Below are 24281 nucleotides of genomic sequence, written 5' to 3' on the forward strand. Positions count from 1 at the left end.
AGCCATGTCGCGCCTGATCCTCACCACCCTTAACGCCCGCTATATCCACAGCGCTTTCGGCCTGCGCTATCTATACGCCAATCTGCAGGAACTGCAGACCGATTGCCGCATCCTGGAATTCGGCATCAATCAGCGCCCGGTGGAAATTGTCGAAGCTTTATTGCAAGCCCGGCCCCAGATCATCGGCTTTGGCGTCTATATCTGGAACGTCAGCGAAATCAGCGCCGTGCTGGCCATACTGCGCCAAGTGGCCCCAGACATCATCCTGGTGCTGGGCGGCCCGGAAGTCAGCCATCCCCCGGATTTACCCGCTGCAGCAGACTATGCCGACTACATCATCACCGGTCACGCCGAACTCAGCTTCCGGCAACTATGCCGGGAACTGGCCGTCGGCCACCGCCCAGCCCAGCGCATCATCAGCGGCGAAACCGCGCCCTTAACCGCACTGGCTTCGCCCTATCCTTATTACACCGACACCGATATCCAGCAGCGGCTGATCTATGTCGAAGCCTCGCGCGGCTGCCCGTTTAAATGCGAATTTTGCCTGTCGGCACTGGACAGCACCGCCAAACCCTTTGCCCTGCCGGCATTTTTACAAGATATGGACACCCTGTACCAGCGCGGCGCCCGGCATTTTAAATTTATCGACCGCACCTTTAATCTGAAACTGGATACCAGCATCCAGATTCTGGATTTTTTTCTGCAGCGGCTCAGCCCGGATTTATTCCTGCATTTTGAAGTCATACCCGATAACCTGCCGGAACGCCTGCAACAAGTAATCCAGCAATTTCCGCCCGGCGTCCTGCAATTTGAAATCGGCGTACAAAGCTTCGATGCCGAAGTCCAGCAGCGCATCAGCCGCCGCCAGGACAACGCCAAAACCCAGCACAACCTGCGCTGGCTGCGCCAGCATACCCACACCCACATTCATGCCGACCTGATCGTCGGCCTGCCCGGCGATACCCTAAGCGGCTTTGGCCGCAGCTTTGACCAACTGATCGCCTTAAACCCCCAGGAAATCCAGGTCGGCATCCTCAAACGCCTGCGCGGCGCCCCCATCAACCGCCATAGCGAAACCTACCAGATGCGCTATGACCCCAATCCGCCCTACACCATACTCAGCACCCGCGACATGGACTTCAACACCCTGCAGCGCCTGAACCGCTTCGCCCGCTACTGGGACATGATAGGCAACTCCGGCCGGTTTAGCGCCGCCTTGGCAATCCTGTTAGCCGACCAGCCCTTCGCCAACTTCCTGCAATTCAGCGACGCCCTGTACGCCCACAGCAGCAGCACCTGGCAGATAGCCCTGAAACGCCTGTTCGAACTGACCTACCAAGTCATGACCGCCAGCCTGCAACTACCCGCAGACCAGGTTGCCGCCGCCCTGCAACAAGACTTCGCCCGCAGCGGCGAAAAATCCCTACCCGACTTCCTCAAACACCGCCAACACCCCAGCACCAAACCCGCCACCGCCAACCGCCGCCAACAGCGCTTCCAAATAATCGGGTCAGGTTAACTTATTTACCACCCCCAAAAAAACCAACGTAGCCTCGATTGTGGCAGCAAACCGGCGGCACCAATGACAGACTGGATCTGTTTGCCTGGGTCACCGTCAATACCGGCACCGGCGGCGCAACCACCGGCGTGACCCTGGCCAACCCAGGTCAAGGCGGCGAGTTGATGGGCTTTTTTAATATGAACCAGGGCGATGCCCCCTATTTTAAACAACTGGCGCAAAACTGGGCCATCAGCGATAACTATCATCAAGCCATCCTGGGCGGCACCGGCGCCAATTTCTTTGCCCTGGCTACCGGCGATGTCGCGGTCTATCAAAATAACGGCGTGTTAGCCACACCACCCGCCAATCAAATCGAAAACCCCAATCCGCAAGCCGGCACCACCAATTTCTACAGCAATGACGGTTACGAAGGCGGCTCCTATGTCAACTGTTCCGACATCAGCCAACCGGGCGTTTCCGCCATCCTCAATCTATTGAACAGCAAAGGCCGGGCCAGCAAATGCGAAACCGGCGCTTACTATCTGGTCAACAACTACAACCCGCCTTACGATGTCTACGGCACTGCCTATGCCCTGGGTGCCACCAGTTATGTGTATCCGCCGCAAACCGTGCCTACCATCGGTGAATTATTATCGGCACATAACGTCAGCTGGAGCTGGTACACCGGTGGCCGCTCCGATGCGGATATCCTTGCCGACCCTATCTACATCAACGATGTCTACCCCCCAGTGTATGCCCAGGTCAGCGCCTCACCCAAACTGGCAGGCTATCCGGCCAGCGTCATCGCTTCAGTCGCCCAATCCAACGCCATTCCCATCGCCAGAGGCTATATCTACAACACCCTGGGCGACCCGCTTAATGCCTCAGCCAACGTGGTCGGCTCCAGCAGTTTAAACGCCAATCTCAAAGGCTTAAACGCATTTTATAGCGATGTCACCAACGGCACCCTGCCGGAAGTATCGTTCGTGGTGCCAAAAAACATCAGCAGCGGCCATCCCGGATATTCAGCACCTTTTGAATACGAAGCCTTTTTGCAAGATCTGGTGACCAAAGTTCAGGCCTCCGGCCAGTGGGCCAGTACCGCGATTATCATCACCACCGATGAAGGCGGCGGCTATTTCGATACCGGCTTTATCCAAAATCTGGATTTCTTCGGCGACGGCCCACGCATCCCTTTGCTGGTAGTGTCACCTTACGCCAAGAAAAACTATATCGATCATACCTATCAAGATCACGCCTCAATTTTAAAGTTTATCGAACATAACTGGAGCTTACCGTCATTATCGGCCCGCAGCCGCGACAACCTGCCCAACCCCTCGAAAGACTCCAATAATCTGTACCGTCCGGCCAACCAGCCTGCGGTCGGCGATTTAATGAGCCTGTTCAAGTTTTAAGTTAGCCAATTAATCCATATTGATACTTTGGAGTTATCATCATGAAAAATCTGCTCAAAACCCTAGTCTGGCTAAGCCTCAGCGCCGGCTCACTGGCCGCCCAGGCCGGTATCGTCGAACCCTTCACCGGCGGCCAGTTATCAGCCACCGGCTGGAGTACCGGCATCGGCGCCGACGCCAGCCTATATTTAAGCACAGCCGCGCCGGACGGCAGCTATGGCATCGCCTTAAGCGAAGGTGTCTGGTCGTATAACCAGGATATCAGCTTCAGCGCCGGCGAAACCTTATCAGCCTGGATTAACCCCGGCCCCAGCCCAACCGCAGATAATAACGCCCAGGGCGGCCGCATTTATCTGGGCTTCGATGCCGGTGCCAACGGCGCCTATTCATTCGTAGCCGCATCCGATACCAATCAGCTGGGTTTTCAAAACAATACCGCCTATGCCACCCCGGATTTTAGCGCCACTAGCGCCCAAAATTATCTGGATCAATGGTATTTACTCACCATCAGCCTCAGCGCAGACGGCAGCGCCGCCACCGCCAACCTGTATGACAACAACGGCACCAGCCTGCTCAGCTCACTCACCCAAACCGGCCTGATCGGCACCGACACCGGCATCGCCCTGCGCGGCATCGGCGGCGCGGCCATCACCTCGCTCAGCATCACCGCCGTACCGCTACCCGCCGCCTTATGGCTATTTGGCCCCTGCAGCGGCCTATTACTAATCTCAAGCCGCCGTAAATAAAAATGCGGTCAGGTTAAATTAATTTAGCCCAGCGCCGCTTTTGCTACAATACCCCGCCAAAAATGGGGTCAGGTTACATTATTTTAAGCCGGTAGCCTGACTTGGAAAATTTAACCTGACCCCAACCTTATCACCGTTACATCAACAAAGCCCATCAGCGCAGCAGAACCTATTTGAGGGGCGGTTTAAATCCAGTTTGATTGAAAGCGAGCGTTATCTGTAGATCAGTATGCGCTATATCGAAATGAAACCGGTTCGGGCCCAGATGGCCAGCCAGAGCAGGAAACCCTCCGGCGGCATCTGCATAAAGATTGTGCCTTGGGTTCCAGCCAATTTCAGGCCGATATAGAAAAAGCACTGGGCAGGCGGGTCAGCATAAAGCCGCAGGGTCGGCCCCGAAATCAGATGTATAATAACAATTTAACCTGATCACATCTTTATGGCTAATTTCAGTTTTTTTCAGGCAGTTGATATGACGCACCTGGCTGCCTGGTCCGGCACCGAAACCGCCGCTAGCAGCACGACTATTTCTCTGCAAGACAATCTCGGCGATTCAGCCACTTACTATGGCTCATTCCATTATAGCGGCCAGAAATTAAGCGGCGGTTATATCACCGGAATGGATGATTACCAGAACAATAGCCTGTATTTTAAGGTTAACAACGTACACCTGGCTGTGCTTAATGCGTTCCGGCTGTTGAATAGCGGCAATGCGCAGAAATTGCTCAATCAGACCTTAACCGGCAATGACAACATCACCGGATCAACCGGCGACGATATTTTGCAAGGCGGCAAAGGCAATAACACCCTAACGGGCGGCGGCGGCAACGACACCTTTTTAGTGTCCAGCGGCACAACCACCATCACCGATTTAGGCCTGGGAGCCGATGTACTGCAGGTAGCCAAAGGCGCCAAAGCCATCGCCAATTTACAAGCAGCCTGGACAGCCACCGCAGCCAGCCATAATGCCGGCCATGCCACCCTAAACAGTAATGGCTATGCGCTTGATCTGGCGGCAGCCGGCGGCAGCCAGGGCTACCAGATCAACAATAGCGGCGCAGCCACCACCCTGCAAGGCTCGGCATTTGCCGACACCCTGACCAGCTTCGCGGTAAATGACAGCCTGACCGGCGGTTTAGGCAAAGATACTTTCATTATCAAAGCGCTAAACAACCAGATCACCGACTTGGGCCTGGGCGCCGATAAACTCCAGGTCACCGCAGGTGCCTCAGTGTTTGCCCAGCTTGCCGCCGCCTGGACAGCCACATCAGCCACCCATAATGACGGTGCCGCCACCCTCAGCAGCCCCGGTTTTGCCGTCAATCTGGCAGCCGCATCCGGCAAACTGGGTTATATCATCAGCAATACCGGTGCCGCCACCAGCCTGATCGGCTCGGCATCCGCCGATACCTTACAAAGCGGCTTGGGCAGCGATACCCTGACCGGCGGTAAAGGCAACGACACCTTTATTATTAACGGCAGTCAAGTCACTATCAAAGACTTGGGCAAAGGTGCCGATGTCCTGCAGGTACAGGCCGGCGCCAGCGTCAGCGCCAACCTGGCCGCCGCCTGGACAGCCACAGCCGCCACCCATAATGACGGCAATGCCACCCTGCTTACCCACGCTAAAGCGCTTAACTTATCCGCAGTCACCAGCGGCAACGGCTTTGAATTGATCAATACCGGCAAAGCCACCAGCCTCACCGGCTCCAATTTCAACGACACCCTGATCGGCGGCTCAGGAAATGACATACTCAACGGCGGCCAAGGCCAGGACGTATTAACCGGTGGCGGCGGCAAAAACGTATTTGTCTTTACCACCCTTAACTGCACCGAAACCATAACCGATTTCGTCACCGGCAAAGACCATCTAAAATTTAGCGCCGCCGAATACAGCGGGCTGAATAGTCATCACAGCAAACTCAGCGACGCCCAGTTTTATGCCGCACCAGACGCCGTAACGGCAGGCAACGCCGAAATACGATTCGTTTATAACACCAACACCGGCGACTTATACTACACCCCCCAAGGCAACGCCGGCTCCGCCCAGGAAATCGCCGTCCTAGGCATCGCCACCCACCCCGTACTGCAATACACCGACATCCAAATCAGCCATTAGAAAATGGGGTCAGCCCCCCCGAGTCAGACTAGAACCGTAGGCTGGGTAGAGCAAAGCGATACCCAGCTAACCACCACTAAAAATCGGCTCAAGTACAATTATTTTTCATTCCCCCACAAAATGTAACCCGACCCCCTTTCCCCAAAAAAACCACCGTAGCCTCGATGCAGCAACGCGGAATCGAGGACGTAGGCTGCTAATCCCGCGATAACCCCAGCTATCTTGGCAATAGAACCGTAGGCTAGCTAGAGCAAAGCGAAACCCTATCAGACCACTTGTAAAATAAATAAAAATGGGATCAGGTACAAATAGTTACATACACTCCCCACACATGTAACCGACTCTATTTTCTCCAAATCCTGGCATACAATTGATAAAAAGTATAATAAGGTTGTAAAAATGATAACTATTGAGGCCAACACCTATGTCAAAAACCATAAACACAGGCGTCAAGCTCGATGAAACCCAAATGCTCGCCTTAAAGCCCTCAGTTCAGTCAAGGAACAAACACCCCATAGGCTGATGAAAGCCGCCATCGAACAATATGTTGATCGTGAAGCGAGCTACCAGCGGGAAAAATGCGAAGATATGGAACGCTGGCAACGCTACCAGCTCACCGGCCTCGCCATACCGAACGAAACCGTTGATCCCTGGTTATCATCATGGGGCAATGACAGCGAGTTATTGTGTTGAGAGAGTAGGGTGGATTCGCCGCCAGGCAATCCACCAAAGCTTCTAAAAGCGCCAGATGTGCTTCACTTCGTTCAGCACATCCTGTAGTTCTACGCCAGTTTTTGGCCGATCAGAGTCCGGCAGCGGCGGCCCGCTCCGGTCAGGTGATTCAAGCTGGAACCAAGCGCCTGGCCGATTTTGCCGAAATCGGCCAGCCCATGACGGCACAAACCGCCGCGAGTTGTTTTTGCCTTTCGGTGCTGGCGGATATATCCTGTGTTACATAATAGATGACCACACCGTGGTCATTGTTCGAGCGTGGCACACCAAAGAGCAACGTCATGAAATCTGACTGAGCTTAGATTGGGATGCTATTCAAGAACGAAACCTGCGAAACCTGGGGTCCGAAACCTGGGGTCAGGTCTTGCTTTTTGCCAGAAACCTGGGGTCAGGTCTTGCTTTTTGCCAAATTCATTTGCCAGAGCGCGTAGCTCAGATTAGCGATAGCGTAATCAGAGGCATGTGAGCCCGGTAGAGTGGGCAAAAGGCGCAACACATTAACTTTTCATGTATTTTATAACCGTCACGCGCCTTTTGCCCACGCGGTTATTCGCCAATATCCAGTGATTCAATGCCATCGTCTCCCCAGTTTGACGGATCAACCCCATTTTTGACATAGCGGTGAAATGTTGAATAAGGCCAATCCGCCACGTGCCTGCTCATGCCATGCTTGATTGGATTATTATGGATATAATCCATATGCTGAATAAAATCCTTTTCGTCATGTATTTGATGTTCCCAAAATCGGCGTTGCCATATTTTCGATTCCCGGTGTTACTTTTTTGAGGCCGCCATCGGATGCGTAATTTATTTCGTGGTAATTCGGTATCGGGAAGCGGCAAGTTGCGGACGGATCGTATTTCTAGGAAAATAAACGTAATCTATCCCCTGTTTTATAGGATTGTTTGTCGAAGCGATTTTTTGTGAGGAGCAGGCGGCATGCCAGAAATTAGTCGTTTTCTTGGGATTGTGATTTACATGTATTTTAATGAGCATAACCCACCGCATTTTCATGCGGAATACAATGAATTTAGGGCTTATTGAAGGCAAGTTGCCGGCAAATGTGTTTAGCTTGGTGGTGGAATGGGCGCAAGAGCATCAAGACGATTTATTGGAAAATTGGCTTTCTATCAAAACGAGCGGTCATTTTCATAGAATTAAACCTTTGGTTTAGGAGTTGAAAATATGTTATCTGTCGAATCAGCCCGCTATGCGGGCAATTACGCTATCGCTGAAAATCTTGGAAGCGGAACGTAAGTGGAGCGAAGATTTTTAGTCCCCGATAGGCGTAGCGCCGGGCGGGTTTTCGAAGCGAAGCGGAGAAAACCTGCAAGGCATCGCGAAACGCCGTCAAGTCACTTGGAGCCGAAGTTCCGATCCCCTTGTTGGGTCGGAACGAGGTGAGGAGGACGAATCGGGGCCGCCGGAGGCATTAGCGGTCGCGTAATTTTTGCCGCTTGTTGGGGCTGGGATGCCCCTAAACAAGCTTTCGCAAAAATAGCGACTCACTGATGAGTTGATTTTTAATAATGGTCAGCAAGGGGTGGCTGATCTTAAAGAGACTATTTTTAACGATCCAAGGCCAATTTTTGGTCAGTTAAAGGATTTGGGGCGTTTTAAAAATTTTAAGGTCGTGCATAGCGCTATTGTTTGGCCTAATGATCTTGATTTAGCCTGCGAGTATTTGTTTTATTTGGCTTTTAAAGAACGCCCGGAATTTCAAAAACAATTTAAGTCATGGGGGTATTTGGATGGTGTTGTTTGAGTGGTGAAACATTCGCCAACCGGTAACCTGTTTGCCTAGAGGGTGACTCGGCACACTGGTATCGGCCATTTGCTGCCATTCGGGATAACGTTCCATTTTCAATCGTTAAGGCATCCTGTGTCCCAGTTTGCTGTAAGGTATTCGGCAAGTAAATTAACATTATCACTACCTCACCCAGGCCAGTTCCCGCTAGTCGCGATTGGCTGCTTTGTGGTCGTGAATATGGTAAATTGCAGTTGGGCCTTTCAGATGCCGAAATCGCGGTGTGCCTTGGAATTTTGGTGAATTTGTGTTGAACAAGGAATGGTGATGTATAATTACATACATCACTTAAGCAGGAAAAATCATGCACCGAACCCAAATATACTTGCAAGATGCGGTTTACGAACAGTTAAAACATAAATCCAAAGTAATAGGGGTTAGTATTTCCGAATTAATTCGTAGAGCTGTAGAAAAAGACCTTAATAAGCCAAGCAGCAATGAAGCAAGAGCTTTTTTTGATGCACTGTCACCCTTGCAAAGCTATGCCTCAACTGAGCCTGAACAGTATGTTGACGACATTCGTAACCGCAGCAGAATTTTAAACCTAGAAGAATAATGCCAGCGCCCAATCGTTTATTATTGGATACCGATATCGTTATTCATCTCCTGAAGAAGCGTAGCGATGTATTGGAATTCTTTATCGACATGCATGAACAAGGCACACAATTTTACCTTTCGCCTATTGTGATTGCGGAAATTTATGTCGGCGCATTTAAAAAAGAGCACACTGAAATCGAAGCCTTCTTTAATCTGTGCATCCGATTGACATTAGACGCAAAAACCGCAAAGCAGGCGGGATTGTTTGCTGCCCAATACCGTAAAGCTTACCAAGGTATTTCATTAGAAGATTATTTGTTAGCGGCAACCGCTGAGCAATTGAATTGTCCGCTATGGACGCTCAATAAAAAACATTACCCAATGAACGAGATTGTTTTGTTTGAGGGCTTGTAGCAACATATGGCGATTGGTAACCGTTAACTGGCGGGTTTTAGGTAACAAAAAACTAAAGGCGCCAGTCTCATGTGGGTCGGTTATACTCAGTGACTAGTGGTCGCATTCAGGAATCGGACGCTCATTGACCGCTTTCCGGCGATGAATCTGAAGAGAAGACGGTCCCTTGACGACACAGAGCGGACGATCATGTTGTAAGGCGCAATGACCGCAAATTTGCGATAAGCCGTCAATTAGGCGTAGGTGCGCGTAGCGTAATCGCACGATTCGAAGCTCACATGCCTCCGATTACGCTAATCGGAACTATGTGCTCTGGCTAATGAATTTGGCAAAAAGCAAGACCTGACCCTGGGTTTTTGATGTGATCGTTCTGGATTTGGCCGCGAGTGCTTGGAACATAGCTTATTTATCCGGTCTTGAAACGCTTCATTACAGTCAGGGTGAAGCACAACAGCATTGACCAGTAATGAGCAATCAATGGGTGGAGCGAAAACATAAAATCCGGAATCCGAAGAAAGCTCAAAATGATGTTCGATAAAGTGCATAAAATCTGCGGCGGGGGGTGAGTTTTCCGGTGCTTCAGGCATCGGTGATACTACACCCCGAACTTCTTGCTCATATGAAAAACACCTATCCTTGTGCGTGATGTGCTCAAAGAGATTTCCAAACGGAAATTTTTCTGTCGAGTAGTCAATATAGCGAACTATGCCTGTGTAGGTGTAATCGGGAAGAATATCGACCAATTGTTTATAAGTCGTCTTAATTGCAACTGCCTCGTTTGAATTGGTGTAGCACTTCCACATTTCATCGCTCTCATGCTCATTCATGTGCCAGCATGTGACGTAGTAGCGAGGCCGAAACGCTTGAGCAAACTTAAAAATGACGTCGCGATTGTATGCATGGATAGCTTTTGACTCATCCGTTGTTGCCTTCTCAATGTTCCGGTTACACCAATCGATATACCCTTGAGGGGTTCTTCCCTCCAAAGGGTCTCCAAGGCGATCAGCATTTGGAATAAATAGTCGTCCATTTTCTAGCATCCATTCGAACTTATTGATGTCCATATAGCGCCAAAGTGAGACACTTTCACTTGGCGGTTGCGGAAATGATGGATGTTCTAAAGCTTTTTCCATATTGTAGTGTTCTACAGTTTATGTGTAGCGGCTTGTAATGGATGATTAGTTACTGACATGCTCAGTTCGAGTAATCGTCGGCGCCGCACGGCGATTGAGTTGGCCAGTCTAGCTATAGACGACGATGTATAAAATACATAATAGGAGACTCTGTTTTTGCTGCGCTCCAGATGAGTGGCATTCATCTCAAAAAGATGAAATGCTCCCCGGCGGTAACTACGCAAAAATCCAATCGCCAAATTTTGATGTCGGCGTTTTTGCAACAGATAACAGACTTCAGTGATTACCGGTAAAGTGGTAATCAATGGTTCTTGGAGAGTTTCAGCAACTTTTATGGTTTGCAAATGATGGTTATCGTTATTATCAAAGATAGCCACCCAAAAGCCGCTATCAGCAATGATCACTCAGAACCCCATAAATGCTGCTTATAATCTACGGAAAGATTACCATCGCCGTGCAAACCGCCAATCAAGCCTTCTTCTGCAAAAATTCGCAACATTTTTTCACCCTCACTCTCTGAGCATTCCATACCGGCATCAATTGCCTGGTTTAAAATGTCAGCCACTATTGTGGACAGCGGTTTTTGCAAACGCTGTTGCAACTCGAGTAAACGCTTGCTGTGAACTTCGTCTAATTCGGTTTCAATGCGCATTGCAGTTACCTGTAAATTTTTTGGCAAATTTTGCTTATTCCAAATTAAGCCTATTTTACCCTGAAATTGACCATTTTAAAAAAAAGTAACGCGCCCTATAAATCAATGTTTACAGCCATTTAAAAGTGAATTTTATCAGTGAAATTCGAATAGTTGTGCAAATGCTCCAAACACCCATGAAGTTTTGGTGGCTTGCCTGGGGGCGAAGCCACCCTACCTGGCTACCAACGCTGGACATGCCATACCGAACGAAACCGTTGATCCCTGGTTATCATCATGGGGCAATGGCAGCCAGTTGTCGTGTCCAAATTAATTAAGCCAAGTTATTGTGTTGAAAGGGTAGGGTGGATTCGCCGCTAGGCAATCCACCAAAAACATATAAACACGCGACAGATGCGCTATAGTTATATAGTCCTACCTCCCAGCCATCCCTCCCGCCAGCGCCGGAATCTGAATAATCAAATAAGGCGGCTTGGACACCGCATCCCCACCATTCAAAAACCCGGATTGATGCAGCTTATTCACCACCGCATACAGCTTACCTTCCGGGCCAAAGCTGAGAGAATCCACCCAGGCCAGCTCCGGGCCTTGGGCCAGACGCTGGTATTGGCGATCAGCGCTTTTAATCACCCCCACCGCATTTTCGGCCAGTTCGCCCAGATAGATATTACTGTCCTGATCAATGCTGATGCCGTCGGAAATAGGTTTGGCGCTATAGGTTTCCACGCGCTGAGCCAGCGCCTGATCGTCGATGTATTCATTAGCCAGATCGGCGGCTTTCACGCGGTATAACTTCAGACCGTGCATCGCCCCGTAATACACCCATTCGTTCTGTAAATCGGCAGTAATGGGATTCACGCCAATACGCGGCCGCAGCATTTCGCCGCCGGTGGTTTTAATCTGCACCGGACGCTGATTAATCACCAAATCCAGTGCTTCCGGCACCACGCTGCTGTGGCCCTGCAATACCCGCCGCGCCGCGCCGGTGTCCAGATTCACCACAATAATTGCGGCATTCACGCCACCGGCCGGATCGCTGATATAGATCCGGTTATGGCGCAAATCCACCACAAAATCATTGATAAAAGCATCCTTGGGTATCACACTCGGCGGCAAATAAATCACCTGCTGCAACACATCTTTTTTGCAATTCCAGCCCACCAGCTTGGGGGTAATGCCGCTGCGCATCCCGTTGTCCAACAGCCAGATCACCCCGTTGGCCGAGCGAATACCCAACACCGAATCCAGCTTCAGGTCTTTGTTAGTGGTGGTTCTGTCGTTCCATTCCTGGTTAGGGAAGGGCTTTAACACGCCATTGTCCAGCAATTCCGCAACAGAATAAGCCGGTTGATAAAACTGATGCAGGCTGATAATCGTACGCCCGGAGCGGGTCACGGTAATATTGCCCGGCCCCTGGCTGACTCTGGCCACCACGCTGTATCCCGGATTAATTTCCGCATGCAGATTAAGGATGCCGCAAAACAGCAAAGCCAGAACACGGAATATTTTCATGATAAACTCCCTCAACAAATTAAAAGTGCTAGGCAACGTTAAGGCTAGTGCCGGCATTTGTTAAATGTCTTTTTTTAATGTCTGCATGATTTTTCAACATGTATCCTTAAGATCCATTGCCAAGCCGTCCAGCACATGATCGTGTTATATCAATTTCCCCGCTGCTGGCAGATCCCCAACCCCAGTCATTTCTGCGTAAAACTGGAAACTTATTTACGCATGGCCGGCCTGGAATACCGCATGATCCCCACCATTCCCTTCACCGCGCCGCGCGGCAAATTGCCTTATATCGACGATAACGGCGTCAAAATTGCCGATAGCCGCGCCATCATCCGCCATTTGCAACAGCATTACGGCCCCGGCCCGGATACCGGATTAAGCCCGGCGCAATTGGCCCAAGCCCTGGCCTGGCAGCGCTTGCTGGAAGAGCATTTATACTGGATCAGCATGTATAGCCGCTGGCAAGGCAGTGCCGAAAACTGGCAAATCAACAAACAGGCCATCTTCGGCAGCTTGCCGGTCTGGGCAGGCGCACCCTTGGCACAAGCTTACCGCTGGCGCATCAAAGCCCAGTTGCGCGGCCAGGGCTTGGCGCGGTTAAGCCCCGCCGAAATCTGGCAGCAGGCCACCGCCGATATAGCCGCGCTCAGCACCCAATTGGGCGATCAGCCGTATTTTCTCGGCCAACAGCCCTGCAGTCTGGATGCCAGTGCTTATGGGGTGTTAAGCAATATCATCAACTGCCCGGTCACCTCGCCATTGCAGGAATTGGCAGAGCAAACCCCTAATCTGCCGGCTTTTTGCCGGCGTATGCAAAGCCGCTATTTCCCGGAATTAAGCGCCTAACTCGGCACAAACCGCGTGAATTTGCTCACGCAGCCAGTGGTGAGCCGGTTCTTTGTCGCGCAAGGGATGCCACACCATCACCGAGTTGTAATAGGGCAGGTCGATAGGCAAGGGCACGATTTGCACCGGCAGGTGCCGGGCAAATTCTTCGGCGGTGCGGCGCGGATAAGCCAGCACCATATCAGTACTGGACACAATCAGCGGCGCGGATAAGAAATGCGATACCGTCAGCGCCACCCGCCGTTCCCGGCCATGCTCGGCCAGCCAGGCATCCACCTGACCGGTACTGGAACCGATGCGCGACACCAGAATGTGGGGCAGGGCGATATATTCATCCAGGCTCAGATTAGCGCTGACCAGCGGATGACCCACCCTGGCCAGACACACCATATAGTCGTCGAACAGTTTTTCGCACATAAACGGTTTAGGTGCCTGTAACATCACCTCAAAACCCAGCAGCACATCGGTTTCGCCCTGTTCCAGCGGTGCCGCCGGAAACAACGTGCTGGTGCGTTTAACATGAATATCGATCCCCGGCGCCAGTTGATTAATGCGCACCACCAGCTTGGGCAATACCAGCGCCTCGATATAATCCGTGGCGGCAATCACAAAGCGGCGCTGGCTGGTGGCCGGATCAAAGCGTTCCGGGCCGCGGATCAGCACTTCCACTTCGCGCAACACCTGTTTTACCGGTTCCACCAATGCCAGCGCCCGTTCAGTGGGCATCATCCCGGCCGGGGTTTTTAACAGCAGCGGATCATCCAGTTGCTGACGCAAACGCTGCAACACATGGCTCATGGCCGACTGGCTGATAAACATTTTTTCTGCCGCGCGCGATACATTGCGCTCCTTCATCAGCAAATCAAATGCCACCAGTAAATTAAGATCAAACTGTCTGAGTTCCGTCATGATTATCCTGAGTCTATGCAATGGGGGCGGGCTGCGCCGGGGTATTGATTTTTTTAATACAGCCATGAAAACACAACATTTTACCCTGCCGCGTCAGCCGCTTAGATTATTAACCGCCGTGACGCAAACAGCGATTTTGTTCCAAACTCCCCCCAAGGGTTAGGACTGCGTCACGGCCCTTTAATCATATAACGATCGGACCGGCCAAGCAGCATAAGCTGCAAAAATGCCGCGCACCGGCAATCACACAGGGGACATATTAATGGCAAGCATACCCAACACCTCAGGCATACCGGCTTATACCGGCGAAAAAGCCCGCTTATCCAGAGCATTTGATTATTTAATCCTGGTGCTGGCGTTTTTTCTGTTTATCGGCGCATTTCATTTACACATCGCCCTCACCGTCGGCGACTGGGATTTCTGGCAGGACTGGAAAGACCGGCAATGGTGGCCGCTGGTCACCCCGCTGTTGATGATCACCTTTCCGGCGGCGGTGCAATCGGTGTTGTGGACGCATTTTCGGCTGCCGTTCGGCGCCACCCTGTGTATTTCCTGTCTATTGATCGGCACCTGGATTACCCGGATATTTGCCTATCATTACTGGAATTTCTTTCCGGTCAATATGGTATTGCCGTCCACCATGGTACCCAGCGCCCTGGTACTGGATGCTATGCTGATGCTCACCGACAGCCTGACCTGGACGGCCATCTTCGGCGCATCGGCGTTTGGCTTATTGTTTTATCCCAGCAACTGGCCGATGTTTGCCATGTTTCATCAACCGGTGGAAATCGGCGCGTCCCAGGTCAGTATCGCCGACCTGTACGGCTTTCAATATATCCGCGCCGGCATGCCCGAATATTTACGCATCATCGAACGCGGCACCTTACGCACCTACGGCCAGTTTGCCACCCCCTTGTCGGCGTTTTTCTCGGCGCTGCTGTGTACCTTGATGTACACCTTGTGGTGGCATATCGGCGCCTGGTTCGCCACCGTGCGTTATCTGAAAAAAATCTAAGTGGGGAATATCATGTCTAAATCAGCTATCCGTCAGTTTTGCCTGGGCTTAAGTCTGTTAAGCCTGCCGTTTTTAGTCACCCCGGTATTTGCCCACGGCGAAAAAGCCCTGGAGCCGTTTATCCGCACCCGCACCATCCAATGGTTTGATGTGCAGTGGTCAACCGCCGCTATCCAGGTCAACGATGCCTTGACCGTAACCGGCAAATTTCATGTCACCGAAGACTGGCCGGTGGGCGTCCCCAAACCCGATGCCGCCTTTTTGAACATCTCCGCGCCCGGCCCGGTGATGATACGCACCGAACGCTATTTAAACGGCCAGCCCTGGATCAATTCCGCCGCCTTGAAACCGGGTGCCGATTATGATTTTAAAGTGGTATTAAAAGCCAGAGTGCCGGGCCGTTATCACATCCATCCGTTTTTTAACCTCAAAGATGCCGGGCCGGTAATGGGGCCGGGGCAATGGGTCACCATCGGCGGCAATGCCGACGACTTTGTCAACCAGATCAGCACCATCCAGGGCGAACTGATCGATATGGAAACCTTCGGCCTGCTCAATGCCGGGCTCTGGCATGGCGCCTGGATGGCCGTAGGCCTGGCCTGGTTATTGTGGTGGCTGCGCCGGCCCTTGTTCATGCCGCGTTACCGGCAAGTAAAAGCCGGCCAGGAACAGGGGCTGGTCACCGTGCAGGACCGCACTATCGGTAAAGTGATTTTAATCGCAGTACCCATCCTGGTGCTGTCAGCCAGCGAGATAGCCCAACACCTGTACCCTAACGCCATTCCCTTGCAAGCCTCGTTGGATCGCATCGAACCGCTGGCGCAGGAAGTGAACACCACTGTGCATGTCAAAGTGCTCAGAGCCGAGTACAGCGTCACTGACCGCTCCATGAAAATGACCGCCCAAGTAAACAATCAAACCGACCAGCCGATTCGCCTGTCGGAGTTCAGCACCGCCAGCCTGCGCTTTTTGAATGACGATGTGGCCCAATTCCAGCCACCCGCAGACAGCCTGATCGTCAAAGACAGCCTGCATGTGCAAGATAACCCGGAAATCGCCGCTGGCCAAAGCACCACCATCCATTTTGCCGCCACCGACGCCAACTGGAAAAACGAAAAACTCGATGGCCTGATCAACGACGCCGACAGCCGCATCGGCGGCCTGCTGATTTTCTATAACCCGGCCGGCAAACGCAGCATCGCCGCCATCTCGGCCCCCGTGTTACCAGTGTTTAATTAAAGCCAGGTTAGCGTTAATAGAATAATAAAGTTGCTGCAACGCAGGGCAATCGATGGATACAGCTTGGCCTTCATTAAAGAGGGTAGGGTGGATTCGCCGCTAGGCAATCCACCAAAACTGCTTCGTAGGATGATGAAAGCAGTGATGCGCATCAATCGCGCCAGCCCGTAGCCTCGATGCAACGTAGTGGAATCGAGGCCCCCCGCAGGGGCCGCCCGCCGGTGCGAAAACCGGCATTAAACCAGACCTTATAAACACCAAACCCAGAGGTTCAAAATGAGCACCATATTAACCCCATCCCCAAGTACCACCAGCCAAGAAACCACACCCCGGCTGCCCTGGTATTTACTAGACCTATACCAATACATCGGCGGCTTCGCCCTGCTGACCTCCATCTATATCGGCTTACGCCTATACCAGGGCGCCAACGCCGTCAACACCGGCCTGGACTCCACCCTGCCCGAATACGCCATATACTGGATGCGGCTGTTTTACGGCGAAATCATCGCCTTACTGTCAGCCACCGCACTATTATGGATCTATCTATGGCGCAGCCGCGACCAACAGTTGGAAACCATCCAGCCCAGAGAAGAACTGCGCCGTTATTTTGCCCTGACCATGTGGATCAGCATCTACACCTTCGCCGTGTACTGGGCCGGCAGCTATTTTGCCGAACAGGACAACTCCTGGCATCAGGTAGTGATCCGCGATACCCCATTTACCGCCAATCATATCGTGGTGTTTTATTTCTGCTTCCCCATGTATATCCTGCTGGGCGGCTCGGCCTGGCTCTACGCCAGAACCCGCTTGCCGCTGTACGCCAACCAGATTTCGTTACCGTTAACCCTGGCCGTATTCGGCCCGTTCATGATACTGGTCAGTGTCGGCTTCAATGAATGGGGCCACACCTTCTGGTTCCGCGAAGAATTTTTCGCCGCGCCCATCCACTGGGGCTTCGTGATTGGCGTGTGGTTTTCGCTGGGAGTAGGCGGCATCCTGCTACAGGCAGTCGCGCGGATGACCCAATTACTCGACCAACTCGAAGACGCCCCCTAAAATTAATGGGCTCAGCTTACATTTAGCCCCGTAAGGTGGCTTCGCCGCCAGCCAAGCCACCAAACACCGTGGGCGACCATAACCAGCCTTATCGCCACCCGTAGCCTCGATGCAGCGCAGCGGAATCGAGGGATTCACCAACCAGCCTTATAGCAACCCGTAGCCTCGATGCAACGCAGTGGAATCGAGGAATTCACCGCGCAGCCTCAATCAAACCAGAGTCAGCGGGAATCACCATTGCCCAGCTTACCCGGCACCACAAAGCCCCGTAAGGTGGCTTCGCCGCCAGCCAAGCCACCAAACTCGTGGGCGACCATAACCAGCCTTATCGCCACCCGTAGCCTCGATGCAGCGCAGCGGAATCGAGGGATTCACCGCGCAGCCTCAATCAAACCAAGGTCAGCGGGAATCACCATTGCCCAGCTTACCCGGCACCACAAAGCCCCGTAAGGTGGCTTCACCACCAGCCAAGCCACCAAACACCGTGGGCGACCATAACCAGCCTTATCGCAACCCGTAGCCTCGATGTAACGCAGTGGAATCGAGGAATTCACCGCGCAGCCTCAATCAAACCAAGGCCAGCAGGAATCACCATTGCCCAGCTTACCCGGCACCACAAAGCCCCGTAAGGTGGCTTCACCACCAGCCAAGCCACCAAACACCGTGGGCGACCATAACCAGCCTTATCGCCACCCGTAGCCTCGATGCAACGCAGTGGAATCGAGGAATTCACCGCGCAGCCTCAATCAAACCAAGGCCAGCAGGAATCACCATTGCCCAGCTTACCCGGCACCACAAAGCCCCGTAAGGTGGCTTCGCCGAGCCAAGCCACCAAAACCGTGGGTTACCATAACCAGCCTTATCGCCACCCGTAGCCTCGATGCAACGCAGTGGAATCGAGGAATTCACCGCGCAGCCTCAATCAAACCAGAGTCAGCGGGAATCACCATTGCCCAGCTTACCCGGCACCACAAAGAAATATTGGCCAAACAAAGGGTGTAACAGATTTTCCAGTTGCTGGGTGTCCAATGGGCTGACTTCCTGATATAACTCAACAGCCATGTCGGTAAACAGCGCCAGTAATTGCGGGTCGAAGTGGCTGCCGCTGTAAGCTTGCAGATGCGTCAGCGCTTCGTTGATAGACCAGGCCGATTTATAAGGCCGCACCGAGGTGAGGGCGTCAAACACATCGACAATGGCAAAAATCCGGGCATTGACTGGAATTTGCTTGCCGACCAGGCCGCGCGGATAGCCGCTGCCGTCAAATTTTTCGTGATGACATTCCACCACTTCGCGAGCGCCGCTTAACCAGCTGGATTTGGCCACGATATCCACGCCCAGCGAAACATGGGTTTTCATCACTTCAAACTCGGCCGGCGTCAGTTTGCCCGGTTTCAGCAAAATCGGATCGCGGATGCCGATTTTGCCGACATCATGCAAAAACGCGCCGGCCAGCAGCCGGCGCAGGCTGTCGGCGCTCAGGCCGGCGGCCTCGCCCAGCTTCAGCGCATAATAAGTTACCCGGTAATTATGACTATTGGTTTCGGCATCGCGCTCGGAAATGGCGCAGCCCAGCACATCCAGCAACTCCAGATTGCCCTGCAACAACACCCCGGACAGTTTTACCACGCCGCGTATCAGCGTTACCACCATCGGATACATTAACAGGGTGGCAAAAGAAGTGCCCAGACTGACGAAAATCAGGGTACGCAACACGTCCTGCCGGATTTTGGCAAAAGTACCCTGATCAACCTGGTATACACCTTCAAAATAACCGATCTGACTGTCGTCGAACCGCGATTTCAGCGGCACCAGGATCACCAGCAGCATCTGATCATCAATCAGATGCATTTCATGACTAAAACCATCGGCCTGAGGAAATTTATGCCGGTAATTATTGGCGTGATATTCCACCGCTTCACTGCCTTTGCGCACCGCTTCCAGTTGCAGCGTTTTGTTTAAATCGTACAACTCCACCACCAGAAAGTGCTCTTCCACCAGCTTTTCCGCCAGTTGGTGCAAATGCTGCTGAGTTTTACCATCCAGTTCCGCCAGATTATGCACGCTTTCGGCACTCAAAATTTGGGCTTCCCGCATGGCCAGAATCCGCACAAATTGCTCAATGCGGTCAATTTCCAGCCATAACATGCCGCCGCCCAATACCAGGCACAGCAGCAGCCAGCCCAGAAACAGCCGCTGTAAAATCTTCCGGTAAATAGTGTGGCTGGCGGAAAAGCCTGGGCGTTGGATTTTTGTCATCAGGGCTAATTAAACAACTTTGTACTATTGTGGGGCCAGTCTGTTAAACCTTATAAAACCGTCCGGCCTGCCAGACCTTAATAGGCTAATTGTACAACATTAAGCTTGCCGGGCAGTCTGGTCATTGCCGATCAGGACTATAACGGTGGGCCTGGACAGCAAACCGTGCCATCCCATTTGCCGAAAATTTGCTATGATGGTGCAGAACCCTGCTGGCCGGTCCGGCTTGGGTTCATATCTTGCCGGCCGCGTAAACCATCTCAATGTGCCGCCGGTTCAACCCATCGAATGAGATGCACCACCCGAGGTAAAATTATGGATAAATTGACAGCACTTTCTTTAAGCATAGGCGTATTAGCCGGTGTCGCTACCTTTCTGGCAGTAGGCCCTGCCAGTGGCGTATTCTTTATCTGGGCGGCCACCATCGCCTGGGCAGCCTATTTTTTATTGGGCGCGAACAAAAAAGCCCTGATCGACACCATCGTATGCGGCATATTCGGGGTATTTATGGCCTGGATTACCGCATTACTGATTACCGAAATCGTGCCTGAAGTGGCACCCGGCTTCAACATCCTGGCTTCAATTACCGTTGCCGTGGCCGTGGTGGTTTTATGTCTGGCGGCGCGGATTCCGCAATTGTCAGTCATTCCTGTCAGCGTATTGGGCTATTCTTCAACTTTTGCCTATTTGCTGCAAACACCAGACACTTTAAAACCGGAAGTTTTGCTGGGCGTATCCCTGCTCAATCCACTGGTGGTTATTTCCATTTCCTTTATATTGGGCACCTTTTTTGGCCAACTTTCCGGCCAATTAGCTGCAAAATGGACTAAAGCTTAAACTCGCCTGCCAGTTTGATGCCGGTTCTGCGCCGGCATCAAATCGAGTACTCGGCAAAAAAATGTGCTGCATTTCGCAAAAATCAAATAATCAGGCCTTTAAATTGTCATATCGGTTTGGTAATATTCAATGATGAACAAATTTTTTAGATAGTAGTCTAAACTACTAATATAGAAAACTTTCAACCCGCAATACCTCAGTCGCTACAGTTTTTTTCAGCCTAAACACCAGGAGATTTTCAGCTTAGATAAACCATTTACCCCTGCTTTTGACCGCTTGTTGTGCAGCTGATTCAGGTTTGCCGCAGTCTTGATCAAAAGCCGGATGCCTGCTGCAAACGCTTCGGCCCGCGACAATTCTATTGTTAAGCAGCCTGCTAAAGCGCCGCAAACCTCTCAAAAAGGATGATAGAATGGCTAGAAAAATTAACAAACCTTTGCTGTTGGGCTTGCTGATCAGCGCCCAAACCGCCAACGCCAGCGTCTGGCTACCCTCTGAAAACGTCGATACTGTGATGATCAGCCACACTGGCTCCGCCGAGATCGGCATATTTCCGGTGGGCAATCTCGATGCCACCACCAAGCCTATCTTGACGGTTAACGGCAATGCCAGCATTAAATTCAGCAAAGACCGGGGAAATTGGGACATCAGCAGCGGCGGACAAACCGCCCGGCTGGGCAGTTCAGAAAAATTTCAGCTGGGATGGTATGCCAACGGCACCTGGATCAGCGACACCGGCGCGGTTCATGATCCGGAAAACGTCAATGTTTGGCAAATGCTGTTCAAAACCGCGCCCGATGCTGCCGAGAACACACTGACCGTGAACAATGTCCAGCCTGTTACCGGACTGGCGGCGGTGCTGAGTGTGGAGAAACATTTGCCCGTCACCGTGTGGCTGACCCTGGCCGGTTTTTTGGGTTTCCTGGCGCTTAATAAACACCGCAGCCCGCCGTTACCGCAATTGCAGCCTGAGGAAGAAAAGCTGGATATCATTGCCGGTGATGCTTAAGTTTTTGAGCGGCAGGGTAGCCGGGTAGCGTCATGCTTGGCCCGGCCATCCTGCCCCGGCTAGTGGTTGACTAGCATCACCCGGCAGTGTTAGCGGATGTGCCGACTCTGGAGGCGCATGGTTCTCGATTGATGCGCATCACTACCTTCACACATCCTACGCCGTATCCGGCCAAATAAGATGGGTACACGCCTAGCGCAGTACCGTCCACCAGAACACCCGGCCAACGATTTTGACTTTTTTGATTTCGTCCAGGCCTATCAACTCATCCGGCCATTCCTGTATATTGTAACTGCGCAGCCGAATCCCGCCGCTGACCATTTTGTAAATCATTTTTACCCGCAGGCTGCCGGCATGGTCTATGGCATACAGATCGCCGTCGGTAATGGCGGTTTTACTGATATCCACACCCAGAATAGTGCCCTCCGGCAATACCGGCGCCATACTGTTGCCGCTGATATTCAGGCATTTGATATTCTTTTCCTCTATGCCCAGTTGTTTGAGGCTGGCTTTGGAAAAACGCAATATTGGGATGGGAAGTTTTCGCATATTGGGTAAACCTATTCCAGCAAGCTGGGTGGAATCGGGAAACCTGGGCAGCACAATTTCACCCTGAGCCAATGGTGCGCCATCGTCCCAGGTTTCCAGGTCGCCGATAAATTCAGCATTGGCCGGAATTTCCGGATTAATACTGCGACCAAAATCAATTAACGCCGTATCGTGGCGCTGGTCCATCCAGCCTTTGTATAAGCCAAAAGCCATTTCTATGTTTCTGGCCACCATATCCCCCATATAACGTCTAATTTTGCTGCTGAGGATTTGGCTGATATAAGCTGCGGAAGTGCCGACTTTTTTGGCAAACTCAGCCTGAGTCAGCTGCGACTGTTTGAGCAGCAGCACCAGATTTTCGGTTCTAATTTCTTTGATTGTCATATTCATGTGCGTATTAAACCACCTTTTAGCAAAATGTAAATGTGCAATTCGATAAATATGCTTGTTTTTTATTTAGCAATACGCTAATATCGCTACCGGTTCGCTGGTTAGCGGCGCTTAGCTCAGCAAATACAAGGCTTAGAGCTGCTAATTAGCTAAACAAGTTTACCGCCGGCAGATCGGGAATATAGTCTGCCTCATTAACTACCCCGCCTGTCCGGCCTCTGGCCGGGCTTTTTTGGCTGGGGCTGAATCTGGTGTGGAGATGGATAGCAATGAGAACGGCCTGGAATGATGCGGAAGATGATGCTTTGCAAGGTTTACCACTGCGGGCGCAGATTATTTATTTACGCGGTATCCGCCGCTATATGGATTATCGCAGCCGCATCTGCGGCGGCCCTGGCCGGCGCATAAGTCTGACCATGCTGGCCGAAACCGTGCAGGAACTGGTTAACCGGCAGATACAGCCCAAAGCCAGCAAGGATGCCATCCGTGCCGCCCTAGCGCAATTGAAGCGGGCCGGGCTGATCGAACGTCTGGAGGATGCCGATTATCTACTGTTTTATCTGCCCAAGGCCGATACGGATAAATCCGTGCCGAATCACCACCCCACAAGCACCCCGCAACCCGGCACCGCCGACCAGCAACCCAGCTGCGCCGCAGCTGATGCGCCTAACCCCGGCCACTGGTCTGCAACCACCCAGGGGCAGGCACTTAACCACCACCCCACTCATCAGGATTCCGGTACTCAGGTTAAAAACCCACTACCTGACGGTAGTGCAGACCTTGGCATCGCCCGCGCCCCGGCTCCGCCATACCAGGCCATCGTCAGCGCCTATCACGAATGTTTGCCCGGTCTGCCCAGAGTTTACAAACTCACCGACAGCCGCCGCCGTCACATCAAAGCCTTGTGGGCCGATGAACTGGATGACCTGGCCAGCTGGCGGCATTATTTTCGCCACATCAGTCGCTCGGATTTTCTGATGGGCCGCTGCCGGGGCCGGGATGGCACCGTATTTCAGGCCTCGTTTGATTTCATCATCCACCCGGCCAAATTCATCAAAATCGCCGAGGAGCAATACCATGCCAAAAAAGTTTAAACAAGATTGCGCCCCGCCCAGCGCTAAGCCGGCTATCAAGGTCTCACTGCTGGAATACCTCCAGGATAGCGCGCCGGACATACTGCTGCCTTTGCCTATCATGGCGGAAGTATCGGCGCTGCGTTTCTGGCAAGAGACCTTTCAACCGCTGCGGCCCGGCGAAGCCAGATATCTGCAGGCCGGCGGCTGGCGCTGGCCCTATGCCGAGCGTCTGGTGTATCTGGCCCGGGAATTCATCAAACTGGACGAGCGCAGCCGCCGCTATGTACTGAAAGCCGCCGCCGCACAAATCTGGTGGCGCGGCGACGATATGCAGCGTTTTCAAAACATCGTCCAGGCCCATTTACGCTATCGCAGCCTGAATCCGGAGCAGCGCCTTGAATACCGGCGCCGCTTGATGCAGGCGGCAAAAGGCCTGGGCCGCGGGCAGTTGCATTAAGCCGATTTAAACAGGCTCTACCGGATTACGCTGAGACATTACCTTATTTTCAAAGCACACATAGCCGTTTA

General features: G+C 52.3%; 26 protein-coding genes and 2 pseudogenes. 18 read left to right on the plus strand and 10 right to left on the minus strand.

What is annotated here, in order from left to right; translation table 11 throughout:
• Nucleotides 1–4 precede the first annotated feature (4 nt).
• From KEF85_RS05510 to KEF85_RS05535, 6 genes are all read left to right on the plus strand, one after another.
• Nucleotides 5–1519, plus strand: coding sequence for a B12-binding domain-containing radical SAM protein (locus tag KEF85_RS05510; protein WP_215583753.1), 1515 nt, complete (start codon nucleotides 5–7; stop codon nucleotides 1517–1519).
• 38 nt (nucleotides 1520–1557) lie between these two features.
• Nucleotides 1558–2916 (plus strand): alkaline phosphatase family protein, encoded by a 1359-nt coding sequence (locus KEF85_RS05515; protein ID WP_215583755.1) that lies wholly within the window; start codon nucleotides 1558–1560, stop codon nucleotides 2914–2916.
• A gap of 41 nt (nucleotides 2917–2957) precedes the next feature.
• A complete protein-coding gene (locus KEF85_RS05520) occupies nucleotides 2958–3662 on the plus strand; it encodes a hypothetical protein (protein WP_215583757.1) in 705 nt (234 codons plus the stop codon).
• Nucleotides 3663–4101: 439 nt separating this feature from the next.
• Complete coding sequence (locus tag KEF85_RS05525; RefSeq protein WP_215583758.1) at nucleotides 4102–5781, plus strand: calcium-binding protein; 1680 nt, start codon at nucleotides 4102–4104, stop codon at nucleotides 5779–5781.
• 522 nt (nucleotides 5782–6303) lie between these two features.
• Nucleotides 6304–6474 (plus strand): hypothetical protein, encoded by a 171-nt coding sequence (locus tag KEF85_RS05530; protein ID WP_215583761.1) that lies wholly within the window; start codon nucleotides 6304–6306, stop codon nucleotides 6472–6474.
• A gap of 101 nt (nucleotides 6475–6575) precedes the next feature.
• Nucleotides 6576–6740, plus strand: a complete 165-nt coding sequence (locus KEF85_RS05535; RefSeq protein WP_215583763.1) for a hypothetical protein — start codon at nucleotides 6576–6578, stop codon at nucleotides 6738–6740.
• 319 nt (nucleotides 6741–7059) lie between these two features.
• Here KEF85_RS05535 and KEF85_RS17055 read toward each other — a convergent pair.
• A pseudogene (locus KEF85_RS17055) lies at nucleotides 7060–7281 on the minus strand (transposase); the annotation flags it as partial.
• 210 nt (nucleotides 7282–7491) lie between these two features.
• Between KEF85_RS17055 and KEF85_RS16895 the strand changes: the two are divergent.
• From KEF85_RS16895 to KEF85_RS05555, 4 genes and pseudogenes are all read left to right on the plus strand, one after another.
• Nucleotides 7492–7687: pseudogene (locus KEF85_RS16895) on the plus strand (DUF4160 domain-containing protein).
• 342 nt (nucleotides 7688–8029) lie between these two features.
• Nucleotides 8030–8278, plus strand: coding sequence for a DUF2442 domain-containing protein (locus KEF85_RS05545; protein WP_215583770.1), 249 nt, complete (start codon nucleotides 8030–8032; stop codon nucleotides 8276–8278).
• Between the two features lie 346 nt (nucleotides 8279–8624).
• Nucleotides 8625–8876: a ribbon-helix-helix domain-containing protein gene (locus KEF85_RS05550; protein WP_215583778.1), complete on the plus strand. Its 252-nt coding sequence runs from the start codon at nucleotides 8625–8627 to the stop codon at nucleotides 8874–8876.
• Nucleotides 8876–9271 carry a type II toxin-antitoxin system VapC family toxin gene (locus KEF85_RS05555; RefSeq protein ID WP_215583780.1) on the plus strand — a complete coding sequence of 132 codons (396 nt, stop codon included), beginning with the start codon at nucleotides 8876–8878 and terminating at the stop codon, nucleotides 9269–9271. Before KEF85_RS05550 ends, KEF85_RS05555 begins: the two co-directional genes overlap by 1 nt.
• Before the next feature lie 293 nt (nucleotides 9272–9564).
• Here the strand turns inward: KEF85_RS05555 and KEF85_RS05560 are convergent, their stop codons facing one another.
• The 4 genes from KEF85_RS05560 to KEF85_RS05575 form a co-directional block, all read right to left on the minus strand.
• Complete coding sequence (locus KEF85_RS05560) at nucleotides 9565–10404, minus strand: hypothetical protein (RefSeq protein WP_215583782.1); 840 nt, start codon at nucleotides 10402–10404, stop codon at nucleotides 9565–9567.
• An 11-nt stretch (nucleotides 10405–10415) separates the two neighbouring features.
• Nucleotides 10416–10808: a type II toxin-antitoxin system VapC family toxin gene (locus KEF85_RS05565; protein WP_215583784.1), complete on the minus strand. Its 393-nt coding sequence runs from the start codon at nucleotides 10806–10808 to the stop codon at nucleotides 10416–10418.
• Nucleotides 10805–11056, minus strand: a complete 252-nt coding sequence (locus KEF85_RS05570) for a hypothetical protein (protein WP_215583786.1) — start codon at nucleotides 11054–11056, stop codon at nucleotides 10805–10807. Before KEF85_RS05570 ends, KEF85_RS05565 begins: the two co-directional genes overlap by 4 nt.
• A gap of 414 nt (nucleotides 11057–11470) precedes the next feature.
• Nucleotides 11471–12568, minus strand: a complete 1098-nt coding sequence (locus KEF85_RS05575) for an L-dopachrome tautomerase-related protein (RefSeq protein ID WP_215583788.1) — start codon at nucleotides 12566–12568, stop codon at nucleotides 11471–11473.
• A gap of 135 nt (nucleotides 12569–12703) precedes the next feature.
• Between KEF85_RS05575 and KEF85_RS05580 the strand changes: the two genes are divergently transcribed.
• On the plus strand, nucleotides 12704–13414 hold the full coding sequence (locus KEF85_RS05580; RefSeq protein WP_215583790.1) for a glutathione S-transferase family protein: 711 nt from the start codon (nucleotides 12704–12706) through the stop codon (nucleotides 13412–13414).
• On the opposite strand, the gene KEF85_RS05585 is transcribed toward KEF85_RS05580, so the two are convergent.
• Nucleotides 13403–14323, minus strand: a complete 921-nt coding sequence (locus KEF85_RS05585) for a LysR family transcriptional regulator (RefSeq protein ID WP_215583792.1) — start codon at nucleotides 14321–14323, stop codon at nucleotides 13403–13405. The two genes, KEF85_RS05580 and KEF85_RS05585, sit on opposite strands and share 12 nt — an antisense overlap.
• A gap of 262 nt (nucleotides 14324–14585) precedes the next feature.
• Here KEF85_RS05585 and amoA point away from each other — a divergent pair, with 262 nt between their 5' ends.
• From amoA to amoC, 3 genes are all read left to right on the plus strand, one after another.
• Nucleotides 14586–15338 (plus strand): bacterial ammonia monooxygenase, subunit AmoA, encoded by a 753-nt coding sequence (gene amoA / locus KEF85_RS05590; protein WP_215583794.1) that lies wholly within the window; start codon nucleotides 14586–14588, stop codon nucleotides 15336–15338.
• A 12-nt stretch (nucleotides 15339–15350) separates the two neighbouring features.
• Complete coding sequence (gene amoB, locus KEF85_RS05595) at nucleotides 15351–16577, plus strand: bacterial ammonia monooxygenase, subunit AmoB (RefSeq protein WP_215583796.1); 1227 nt, start codon at nucleotides 15351–15353, stop codon at nucleotides 16575–16577.
• A gap of 276 nt (nucleotides 16578–16853) precedes the next feature.
• Nucleotides 16854–17633 carry a bacterial ammonia monooxygenase, subunit AmoC gene (gene amoC / locus KEF85_RS05600; RefSeq protein ID WP_215583798.1) on the plus strand — a complete coding sequence of 260 codons (780 nt, stop codon included), beginning with the start codon at nucleotides 16854–16856 and terminating at the stop codon, nucleotides 17631–17633.
• A gap of 371 nt (nucleotides 17634–18004) precedes the next feature.
• Here the strand turns inward: amoC and KEF85_RS05605 are convergent, their stop codons facing one another.
• From KEF85_RS05605 to KEF85_RS05615, 3 genes are all read right to left on the minus strand, one after another.
• Nucleotides 18005–18187, minus strand: coding sequence for a hypothetical protein (locus tag KEF85_RS05605; RefSeq protein WP_215583800.1), 183 nt, complete (start codon nucleotides 18185–18187; stop codon nucleotides 18005–18007).
• On the minus strand, nucleotides 18184–18366 hold the full coding sequence (locus KEF85_RS05610) for a hypothetical protein (RefSeq protein WP_215583802.1): 183 nt from the start codon (nucleotides 18364–18366) through the stop codon (nucleotides 18184–18186). The genes KEF85_RS05605 and KEF85_RS05610 overlap by 4 nt, the downstream gene beginning before the upstream one ends.
• 200 nt (nucleotides 18367–18566) lie before the next feature.
• Nucleotides 18567–19892 (minus strand): HD-GYP domain-containing protein, encoded by a 1326-nt coding sequence (locus KEF85_RS05615; RefSeq protein ID WP_215583810.1) that lies wholly within the window; start codon nucleotides 19890–19892, stop codon nucleotides 18567–18569.
• Between the two features lie 315 nt (nucleotides 19893–20207).
• On the opposite strand from KEF85_RS05615, the gene KEF85_RS05620 reads away from it, so the two are divergent.
• Together KEF85_RS05620 and KEF85_RS05625 are read left to right on the plus strand one after the other, a co-directional pair.
• Nucleotides 20208–20729 (plus strand): DUF1097 domain-containing protein, encoded by a 522-nt coding sequence (locus KEF85_RS05620; RefSeq protein WP_215583812.1) that lies wholly within the window; start codon nucleotides 20208–20210, stop codon nucleotides 20727–20729.
• A gap of 412 nt (nucleotides 20730–21141) precedes the next feature.
• On the plus strand, nucleotides 21142–21738 hold the full coding sequence (locus KEF85_RS05625; RefSeq protein ID WP_215583814.1) for a hypothetical protein: 597 nt from the start codon (nucleotides 21142–21144) through the stop codon (nucleotides 21736–21738).
• A 192-nt stretch (nucleotides 21739–21930) separates the two neighbouring features.
• On the opposite strand, the gene KEF85_RS05630 is transcribed toward KEF85_RS05625, so the two are convergent.
• Nucleotides 21931–22671: a LexA family transcriptional regulator gene (locus KEF85_RS05630; protein WP_215583816.1), complete on the minus strand. Its 741-nt coding sequence runs from the start codon at nucleotides 22669–22671 to the stop codon at nucleotides 21931–21933.
• Between the two features lie 275 nt (nucleotides 22672–22946).
• On the opposite strand from KEF85_RS05630, the gene KEF85_RS05635 reads away from it, so the two are divergent.
• Both KEF85_RS05635 and KEF85_RS05640 read left to right on the plus strand, forming a co-directional pair.
• Complete coding sequence (locus KEF85_RS05635; protein WP_215583818.1) at nucleotides 22947–23771, plus strand: hypothetical protein; 825 nt, start codon at nucleotides 22947–22949, stop codon at nucleotides 23769–23771.
• Nucleotides 23755–24210 (plus strand): hypothetical protein, encoded by a 456-nt coding sequence (locus KEF85_RS05640; RefSeq protein WP_215583820.1) that lies wholly within the window; start codon nucleotides 23755–23757, stop codon nucleotides 24208–24210. Before KEF85_RS05635 ends, KEF85_RS05640 begins: the two co-directional genes overlap by 17 nt.
• Nucleotides 24211–24281: the final 71 nt, after the last annotated feature.

It is taken from the genome of Methylomonas paludis (assembly GCF_018734325.1).
In the GTDB taxonomy this organism is placed as follows: Bacteria; Pseudomonadota; Gammaproteobacteria; order Methylococcales; family Methylomonadaceae; genus Methylomonas; species Methylomonas paludis.